Source organism: Blastocatellia bacterium (assembly GCA_035573895.1).
Lineage (GTDB): Bacteria > Acidobacteriota > Blastocatellia > HR10 > HR10 > DATLZR01.
The window spans coordinates 1-10330 of the sequence record DATLZR010000096.1; the positions used below are offsets into that span (position 1 = coordinate 1).

Below are 10330 nucleotides of genomic sequence, written 5' to 3' on the forward strand. Positions count from 1 at the left end.
TTTAACGGTTTGTCAAGCACCTTCGATTCTACCCGAACTGAGGAAGCCCGCCACGCCCTCCGACGCTGGCATTCACCCTTTCGCCCAGGAGAGGGAGCCATAGCGAAGCGGTCTTTGTTGACGGAATCCGTGGGCAAGACCGGGCCCGCGGCGCCCTCTCATTCTAAACCGGACAGCAAGAGATGCACCAATCCTACCTTGAAGCCACCAGATGTACTATGCGACTTCAGAAAAATCCCCTATGACCGGGCTGGCCAACCGGGCGAAATCGGCATACTTCATGCGAATCGAATCGGTGTGGGTTCCGGCATTGAAGACGATCTCTTCGTTCCGAGTGAGAGGCTCCGCAACGTAGACGGCGACGCCATAGAGATTGCCGAAAATGGGCATTGCTCCGATCTCGCAGTCTGGGAACAAGCCTTTGAATTCCTGCTCGGTCGCCAATCGAACCTCTCCGGCCCCTATCACTGCTTTGAAGCGCTCAACGTTCACCTTGTGGTGAGCCGGGACCACGGCCATGACGAACCGATCATCCGCTTTGAGGATGACGGCCTTGGCCAGCTCGCGCCCTTTCACATGGAGCGTGTGAGCGATCTCTTGCGCGGTGAACGCCTGGGAATGAGTGCAGGCAATGTATTTGATCTGATGCTCATCGAGGAATTGTTTGAGACGTGTTGCCACCGCCATAGGTCACCTCCGAGAAGATACCGGTCACCTCCTGTGGTGCCGGAAAACAACGCGGCATCATCAGAAGTTGCCGGACACGGGAGGACAATCACCAATATCCCCCTTTTCCCTATCTCATGCCGGGGTCAAAACAGGCTTCGTGACTCCCGGATCCGATCACGTGTGATTCTCGGACGAGGATTCAAACACCCGGGCGATCTCCTCAATGCGCGTGGTGATGGGACAGGGAGGAAGGCTCTCCAAAAAGATCGCGCCGTAGTTTTTGGTACGAATACGCGGATCGAGAACGGACAGAACACCTACGTCACGTCGGCTGCGGATGAGGCGTCCGAGCCCCTGCTTGAGCATGATGACGGCTTGAGGAACCGAATAGTCGTAGAAGGCATTCCCGCCCATTTCCTCAATATACCGGGCACGCGCTGCAATGACGGGATCTGTGGGAACAGCAAAGGGAAGACGGTCAATGATGACGGCGCTCAGCGCGTCGCCTTGAACATCAACTCCCTGCCAGAAACTCGCCGTGGCAAAGAGAACCGAATGCGGAGTGGTGCGAAATCGGTGAAGCAATCCGGCCTTTGACCCTTCTCCCTGAACGAAGCAGGGGAAATCAACCCGGTGCTTCACCCGCTGATAGATCTCGTTCATCTGGCCGATCGCCGTACAGAGAACGAAGGCACGGCCACGACTGATCTCCAGAATCTTCACGATCTCGGCAACGGCCGCTTCGACAAACGCCGGATCGCGGGGATCGGGCATATTCGGAGGAAGGTAAAGGATCGCCTGCCGGCTATAGTCAAAGTGGGAGGGGATGATCAGTTCCTCCGCCGTGTGAATGCCCAGCCGGGATTTGATGTAGGCGAAGCTGCCACCGCTTGTCAACGTCGCTGATGTCAGGATTGCCGTCGGCACGTGGTTGAACAATCGTTCGGCCAAAATCTCCGAGACATCAATCGGCGTGGCCTGAAGGAAGATACCCCGCCCCCGCCGCTCATACCAGTAAACAAATCGGGGATCGGAACCCGTCATGATGAATTCCAGATCACGGCGAAGCTGCACTGTACGCCGAATCAACGCCTCAACTTCCGGTGGAGGAGACGATACTGAAGCCAGAAGGGTCTCCAGGCGCGACAGTGTGTGCAAAAGCTCAACCAGACTCTCTCCCAAAGGCGTTAAGCCACCTACACCCGTATCCTCCGACGAAGGGGAGGCGGACTTTTGACGCGACGAGCGGCGAGGTCTTCGCTCGATAAGATGTGGATGGAGTGGATAACGCCCATCATTCATGGCAGCTTCCGCCTGAAACCCAAGCCAGAATCGTTCCGCCCGTTGCTGGAGTCGAAGACAAACAGCGCTGACCTCTTTGGCCAGTGTGGGATCGGTCAGCGGGAGCATCTGCGCATCTCGAATCAATTCGGCCACGCGATAGGTGCTCACCTGAGCGCCGAAGTATTCCGAGGCGATGTCTTCCAGCTCGTGAGCTTCGTCGAAGATGACGACCGAATAATCGGGGATGATCGAACCATACTCGTGGCCGCGCAGCGCAAGATCAACAAAAAACAAGTGGTGATTAACGATGACAACGTCGGCTTTGGCAGCCCGCTCGCGCATCTTCGTGATGAAGCACGGCTCATAATCGGGGCATTTTTGCCCCAGGCAGATTTCCGAACGGGCATCAATGGCCGACCAGAAGCTGAGATTTTCCGGCAGATCCGTGAGTTCCGCCCGGTCCCCCGTCTCGGATTGAGACGCCCAACGACGCACGGCATCAAAATAATCCACATCGTCAACGTCAGTCAGCAGGGGTGCTTGGGCCGCCTTTTTCAATCGGTACAGGCAGACGTAATTCGAACGACCTTTCATGTAGGTCACTCGAAGTTTGCGCCCAAGGGCTTTTTCCAGAAAGGGCAAGTCCTTCAGATAAAGCTGTTCCTGCAGCGTCTTGGTCCCGGTCGAGATGATGACCCGCTCAGCCGAGGCCAGAGCGGGCACCAAATACGCCAGCGTTTTCCCCGTTCCGGTCCCCGCTTCGACCAGAAGATGCCCTCCCGATTCAATGGCGCGGGCAACGGCTTCCGCCATTCGGATTTGACCCGGTCGGTACTCGTATTGCGGATGATGCCGCGCAATCAAGCCACCGGGGCCAAATATCTCGTCCATCGTCCGCACCATGGTAAAAACCTTACGTCAGCCCGGCAGTAAATTCAAGCATCCCCCGGCAGCATTCATCCAGAATCGCAGCCGCTGAGATACACTGACTCGGGAGAACATGTTCTCGCTTCTCCTCCGTATACCCCCTGGGAGTGCAGGCCTCCGCCCTTCTTGTTTTGCCCTGGAGAGAAAACCCGTTGTATGCCTGCGCTCCCCCCTTCCGTCGTTCGTGACGTATTCGAGCACATGGACGATCCCTTCAAAGGCACAGGCGGTCAAGGACAGATCTGGTCTCCCCGATTTCCAAAATTTCGGATGCCGTTTCCAGAAATCTGGAAGATCTTTGGAAGGAGAGCAGTGGATTTTTCAGCATTTTCAAGGAGTTACAACGTTTGGACTTTATGGCATGAAACTTGCGTCAAAGTGTTTGAATCATGTGTGACAGCGATCTTGGGCGTTGGGTGACTGCCAGGTAAGGAGATAGCAGGAGGGCAGACACTCAAGGCCGAATGAATAGTAACTGGTCGAACAATCCACAATCTCAACTAAGGAGGAAAAACAGCTATGACACAAGCGCTGAAAAAAAGGGTGGCGGTACTAGGCTTGACCCTCTTGTGTCTCAATCTCGTTCTCCTGCCCCTACTGAGGCACGCTCCCCGTGCACAAACTACCACAGGGGGTGTGCGGGGCGTTGTGACCGACATCACCGGAGCTGTAATCCCCGGGGCTACTGTCGTAGCCAAGAACGTGGCGACGGGAGTCGAGTATAAAACGACTGCCACTGCTGACGGCATCTACACCATCTCCCGAATCCCTCCCGGTAGCTACAACATCACGGTAGAGGTTCAGGGCTTCAAAAAGGCCGAGGTCACCGGTGTGGAAGTGGGGGTTGGAAAAGACACCGTCGTGGATGTGCGGCTTGAACCTGGAGCGATTACCGAGGTCGTGACGGTCACGGGTGGGGGCGAAGCTCTAATGGAAAAGGATACAGCGCAGATTTCCGCGACGATTCAGGCGCGAAAGATTCAAGACCTCCCCATTAACGTGGCCGGTGGCGGATTGGATTTTGTCGCCCTACTGCTGCCCGGTGTTCGAACGGGCTTTGGCAATGTCAACGCCAATGGAGTCACGCTCTCGGTCAACGGCAATCGTGCCCGGTCCAACAACTTCACCATTGATGGAGTGGACAATAACGACCTCTCCATCGGTGGTCCCAACTACTTCGTTCAAAATCGCGATCTGATCCAGGAATACCAGGTAATCACGAACAATTTCTCAGCCGAATACGGGCGGAACCAAGGCGCGATCGTCAACATCGTCAGCAAGTCCGGGACGAACGAGTTCCACGGCTCCATTGCGTGGTATCATCGGGATCGCAAGCTCTGGGACTCGCTGACGAACATCGAGCGGCGCTCCGGGCAGAAAGATCCGCTGCCCGATTTGGTCAATGTCTTCGATTACACGATCGGCGGCCCGGTTGTGAGGAACAAAGTTTTCTTCTTTCACGCCGGCCACTTCATTCGCAATCCGCAATTCTCTGATCTGCGGACAACGTCGTTGGCGCCGACGCCCGAAGGCATTCAGTTGTTAAAGAGCGCGTTCCCGAATAACCCGGCCGTCCAGTACTATGCCGATTTCTCGGCTTTCGCCCTGCCAATCGGTAATCCCACCATTCGTACGGATGTGGCCCCCTCCACGATCACCATCGGAAACCTGAAAGTTCCCGTCGCCGCAGTACGTCGAGCTGTGCCGCTATCGGGGCGACTCGATGAGATCAACGTGCGCGGTGATGTTCATCCGAGCGATCGAGATCGCATCTGGGGGCGATACTTCATCCAGGACCGTCCGGGAAAGGACTTCCTGGTGGACGTCCGTGGATGGACCGGAGATATTCCCTTCCGGACGCAGCAGGCCGGTGGCGGATGGACGCGAAACATTTCGACCCGGTCGGTGAATGAGTTTCGGTTCAACTACTCGAGACTGTTTGTGATCTTCGGTGGTGGTGGAAGCGGCGGCAAAGGGAACATCCCTCACCCGGATAAGATTGATACAGCGCTGACATTCCTGAGTCCGACTTTCCGGGCAGATAACGGCGCGCCGCTTTTGACCGTCGGTCCGGCGACAAACCTGCCGCAGGGACGCACGGTCGAATCCTTCCAGTTCAACGACAACTTCACACTCACGATGGGGCGGCATCAGATAAAGATGGGTATTGATATTCGCCGCCTCCGCAACGCCGTACCGTTCCTCCCCAACGTCAACGGGGCGTTCACCTTCTCCACGGCGCAACGGTTAGCCGACAACGCCCCCAATTTCCTGACGGTGGCACTTGGCCCGGCGACGCTCAAGTACACGGAGACCGATCAATTCTACTTCTTCCAGGACGACTGGCGCATTCGTCCCAATCTCACGCTCAACCTGGGTCTCCGATATGAGAATACGGGTCAGCCGCTCAACCTGATGAACGACATCACCACAGCACGAGAACGGGATCCGCAGAAGGCGTTTTGGCGTCAGGACCTCCCGGTGGAAGCCCGCGTCGTCCCGCGCGTTCCTACTGATAACAACAACTTCGCGCCGCGGTTCGGCTTCGTCTACACGCCGCGCTGGGGCAAGTGGCTCTTTGGCGAGGACAAGACGGTCATTCGCGGTGGCTATGGAATCGCTTATGATCCGGCGTTCTACAATCTGATGCTCAACATCTCAACCTCCTCACCGCTCGTCTTCCTGACCACGGTGACAAACATTCCTGTTCCTGATCCCGTGCCGACGGGAGACAAGGTACGCGATGCTGCCATTCGAGCGGGAGTCATTCGGTTCAACACGTTCGATCCGCGGTTCTTCGCCCAAACCGTCCCAGCCCTGGACTTCAGACAGCCTTACGTCCAGCAATGGTCATTCGGTCTTCAGCGTGAGCTGGTGCGGGAAAATGTGCTGGAAATTCGCTATGTCGGCAACCACCAGGTCGGACAATTTCAAACGGTTAACTTCAACCCGTTCATCGGAAATCTAGTGCGGGGCTTCGGTCCCGTCCGCTATGTTGATCCCGCAGACAATCAGACGAAGACGCTCAACTTCCCGGGATTCCCGCAATTTTTGCCGCAAGGTGTCAATCCGCTCACCTGCACGGATAATCCGGCCACGGCCGATAACGAAGCTACCTGCAATGGGCGATTGTTCCCGTCGGGCGTGGCGCGAGTGCGCATCAACGGGGCCTCGGCCAGCCATAACGGGTTGCAAATGCGGTTCGACGGTCGAATCCGGCAGCAGTGGACCTACACCGTCAGCTATACCTGGAGCCACACGATTGACAATTCAAGCGAGGTATTCAACTTCGATACTGGAAACTCCGTGACTGTCGCCCAGAATCCGCTAAATATCACACGCGCTGAACGCGGGAATTCCGGCTTCGATGTGCGGCATCTATTTGCGGCCTCGTGGATCTGGGATCTGCCCTTCCTCCGGGACCAACGCGGGGTTCTGGGGCGCATCCTGGGAGGCTGGCAGCTCAACGGTATCGTGCGCATCCAGGATGGACAGTGGTTCACGCCGGTTCAACAAGCGCTCGTAAGCCCCTACGAAGACCAACCCTTCATCCAGTCGTTCATCGGCCGCTCCCATCTGCGTCCGTTCAACGGGAACCCGACGGCCCCTGTTGACCGAGTTGGTATCTCGGACGTTGATGCCTGCGTCTTCTATCGGTTGGCGCCGTGCGGCACCAGTGGGGGAGTTCCCATCCTTCGATCCAGTCCGACCGGCTTCTGGTTGTTGAACGATCTCAACCGGGGAGTGTTTACCCCGGTCACTCCAAACGATGTGCGACTGATCGTCAATGGGCCGGGAGCCGCCCAGAGATTTGGCACACCCTTTGGAACTCTGGGACGGAACACGTTCAAGGGCGACCGGTTCGAGGGTGTGGACTTGAGCATCTTCAAGAACACGCGAATTACCGAGCGCGTCTCGATTCAGTACCGGCTGAACCTCTTCAACGCGTTCAACCACCCGTTCTTCGGCATCCCCAATAGCATCTTCGTCGAGAACGCCGGACGCACGTACTTCAACTTCCAGGAAAATAGCGGAGGCCGCCGCACAATTGAGATGGCGCTGAAGCTCATCTTCTGATCGCACGATCAACTGGCTCGTGGGAGAGGCTTCGGCCTCTCTCACGAGATTTATCACTGCCGGCAATTCGCATTAAGCTATCAGATCCCCCGACTGCTTCTCCGAAGAGGGCTGGTGAAACACGCAGTGGTATGCGAAAATCCCTCAGGATCAGAAGTTCTAACAGGTCCGACATCGAGCGGCTGTCCGCGTTTCTGGATAACGGTGGTGAGTTATGACCGATTTGTTCCGAAGTGAGCGCAGGCTTTCCCTTGCTCAGGAGCGCGGACGTGAGTCTCCACGCGACATTCAGAGTGTGACGACAAGGGGCCCTCAACTACCGCAATTGATGCGGAACCGGTCAGTGGCCGGGCCACGAATCTCCCGGTGGGCTGCCGTCTCAGCCCGAATGAAATCAATAAGCGCCTGACGAATCAGAATGCCCGTCTCCGTCACGCGACGGCACTCCTTCAACATGTCATAAGACGCTCCCCCCTGCTGGAGAAAATCCGACGTCGCCAGCGTATAGACCTTTCGCGGATCAATCGGAGCCCCACTGATGAGAGCGCTTCGCACCTTTCCCTCACAGGCGATGATGGTTGCCCCCGAAAGGGCATCGGTCATTTGCTCGGTCGCTCGCTCGACGAGCCTTTCGATAACTTTTGAGACGAGGTCCCCGGGCAGATCGCACAGGACGATTTGATTCTCGAAAGGCATCACTTCGAAGATTGTACCTACAGTGATGGGTCCTTTGGGAATCGAACGCCGCAGTCCGCCCGAATTCTGAAGCGCAAGATGAACGGGTCGCCCAGCAAGCTGCTCGGCCCGCCAGCGGATGACATCGGCCACGAATGCGCCCAGCGAGCCCCCGCCCAATCCTTTATCGAGGTCTTCCGCTGCGCGACCGATGACCGTGCGCATCTCTTTCCGCAGGCGCTCGCCATAGCGGGAGACCAGTTCCTTGACTGTTTTATCCTCAGCAATGGACTGATCAATCGCCGTCTGCAACGGCTCGATCCGCACGTCTGCTGTGCGCGGTGTTTGTCCGACTGGAAGGGTTGGCCAGAAAAAGGCAAGGATCGCGCAGATCTCCACCGCCCTCAGACGGAGCTGATTTTTCCAGCTCTCCATATCCCGATCTCCCCTGCACTATCAGACCTGCTATGATCTGTCCATCGAACAATCAATCAAGCGCCCTCAGTGCCTTTGCACCACGCCGAACGAGGCATGAGTATATCACAGGATTTTTTATCGGCGCAGTCTTCTGCTATATTTAGCGCTGATGGATGAGCGAAGAGCGATTGCCGTTCCCATCGCTCACACGAGCGTCGAAAAGGTCATTGCGGCTTGTTCAGCGGCGGAGAAGGTCGCCGACTGGATTGAGCTTCGTCTTGACTATCTGGAGGAGGTGACCCGGGATTTCATCGGCTCAATCGTCCGATCATTTGCTCAATTGACGAGAAAGCCCATGATTTTCACCTACCGGCCGATCACCGACGGAGGACGGGCGCCGGCAGATCTCGGTCATCGGACGGACATTTGGCGAGCGATTTTCTCGAGTGTCCAGAGGCAGGAGAATCAATCCAACATCCTCTTTGATCTTGAACTCGATCTCGCTGAGCATCTTGCTCAGCATGCGATGTTGTGCCCGTGGACGCAGGTAATTGCTTCCTTCCATGCTTTTGATTCACTGCCGGACGAACTGGAAACGATCTATCTGCGCATGGCCGCCTCGCCTGCCCGAATTCTCAAGATTGCCGTTCAGGCGAACGATGTGCACCAGGTGGCGAGTATTTTTCGCCTTCTTGAGCGAGCCCGACGTGACCGGCGTGCATTGGTTGCCCTGGCTATGGGGATGCCGGGGATTATCTCCCGCATCCTTGGACCCGCCTACGGCAGCCTGTTGACTTTTGGCGCTCTATCGTCGGATGGACGGACGGCCCCCGGTCAGCCTCTGGTCCGGCATCTGAAAGAAATCTACCGGGTGAATCAGCTCTCACGGAGCACCGCAGTTTACGGGGTTGTGGGCAAGCCCATTGGGCACTCACTCTCGCCGCTCATCCACAATGCCTGGATACACCAGGCCGGATGTGATGCTGTCTACGTTCCGTTCGAAGTCTCCGATCTTCAGACCTTCATCCGCGAGATCGTTCTACCGGGGAGCCGACGCGTGCCCTGGCAGGTAAAAGGGCTCAGTGTAACGCTCCCTCACAAAGTGGCTATCGTAGACCATCTCGATGCCATTGATCCCCTCGCTTCCCGGGTGGGAGCAGTGAATACCGTCGTGGTTCAAAGGGGAAACCTCATCGGCTTCAACACGGATGTCACCGGACTCCTTCAGCCGTTACTCTCACGGATGGATGTTAAAAATGCGCGTGTAATCATTGTCGGAACTGGAGGGGCGGCGCGAGCCGCTGCTGTCGGACTCGCAGAAAGGGGAGCCAGGTTGAGGATCGTCGGACGCAACGAAAAGCACATTCGCGCTTTGACGGAACAGGTAGGGGCAGAGGCGAGCTTCGTTCATGAACTACCGACTCTCAGCGGAGACATCTTGATTCATGCCACTCCCGTCGGCATGGCGGGCTATCAAGCCGGTGCGATTATTCCAACCGAGACGCTGGAAAAGGTTCGGCTTGTGTACGATCTCGTTTATAACCCCATCGAAACGGATCTCCTGCGACGGGCTCGAGAGGTGGGATGCGATACGCTGAGCGGCCTGGAGATGTTTCTCCACCAAGCAGCCGAACAATTCTTTCTCTGGTTCGGTTCACGCCCCTCCATTGAGCGTGGAGAAACGATCGCCCAGGTGGAACTGCAGCACTCTTAATCCAGAGTTTGGTGGAGAACCAGGCTGCCTTGATCGGTTGCGGATAGGGGTGTATACTTCGGGAACTTCATTTTGGAGGCAAGCGGGGAAGTGAGTAGTAATTAGCGTATGATCGAGATTCGCGTTCCGGCTTCAACTTCGAACCTGGGCTCTGGATTTGACTCGATTGGGGTGGCGCTGAAGCTCTACTTCAAAATGCGGGTGCAAAAATTGCCTCCCGATGCACCGGCGCACAAGATCGAAGTGACGGGCGAGGATGCAGATCTCATTCCAACAGATGAAACGAACATGGCCGTTCGTGCCCTCATGCTAGCGGGCCAGAGGGAGAGTGTTGATGTTCCCAAGCTCCACTTGATGATTGAGAACCAAATTCCTGTAGCGCGTGGGCTGGGGGGGAGCGGGGCGGCCATCGTCGCCGGCCTCACTGCATTCGAAGCCATTACCGGGCGCACGCTGGGGGAGGAGAAAGTTCTCCACTATGCCTACGAACTCGAAGGCCACGCCGATAATGTGACCCCCTCGGTGATGGGCTCGCTTGTCCTGACGTGTCTGACCGAGGAGGGCAAG

The 10330-nt window shown here is 56.7% G+C and carries 6 protein-coding genes; 3 read left to right on the forward strand and 3 right to left on the reverse strand.

The genetic code is table 11. The features are described from left to right. Window positions 1-216: 216 nt before the first annotated feature. On the reverse strand, window positions 217-687 hold the full coding sequence (locus tag VNM72_09445; protein HXF05626.1) for a YbaK/EbsC family protein: 471 nt from the start codon (window positions 685-687) through the stop codon (window positions 217-219). A 156-nt stretch (window positions 688-843) separates the two neighbouring features. Next, a complete protein-coding gene (locus VNM72_09450) occupies window positions 844-2844 on the reverse strand; it encodes an ATP-dependent DNA helicase (GenBank protein ID HXF05627.1) in 2001 nt (666 codons plus the stop codon). 672 nt (window positions 2845-3516) lie between these two features. Here VNM72_09450 and VNM72_09455 point away from each other — a divergent pair. Then, entirely contained in the window at window positions 3517-6957 is a 3441-nt protein-coding gene (locus VNM72_09455) for a carboxypeptidase regulatory-like domain-containing protein (protein HXF05628.1), read from the forward strand. Window positions 6958-7269: 312 nt separating this feature from the next. On the opposite strand, the gene VNM72_09460 is transcribed toward VNM72_09455, so the two are convergent. Beyond that, window positions 7270-8067 (reverse strand): 5'-nucleotidase, encoded by a 798-nt coding sequence (locus tag VNM72_09460; GenBank protein HXF05629.1) that lies wholly within the window; start codon window positions 8065-8067, stop codon window positions 7270-7272. A 151-nt stretch (window positions 8068-8218) separates the two neighbouring features. Between VNM72_09460 and aroE the strand changes: the two genes are divergently transcribed. Then, complete coding sequence (gene aroE, locus VNM72_09465; protein ID HXF05630.1) at window positions 8219-9763, forward strand: shikimate dehydrogenase; 1545 nt, start codon at window positions 8219-8221, stop codon at window positions 9761-9763. 108 nt (window positions 9764-9871) lie between these two features. Further along, a partial coding sequence (locus VNM72_09470; protein ID HXF05631.1) for a homoserine kinase occupies window positions 9872-10330 on the forward strand: 459 nt, incomplete at its 3' end.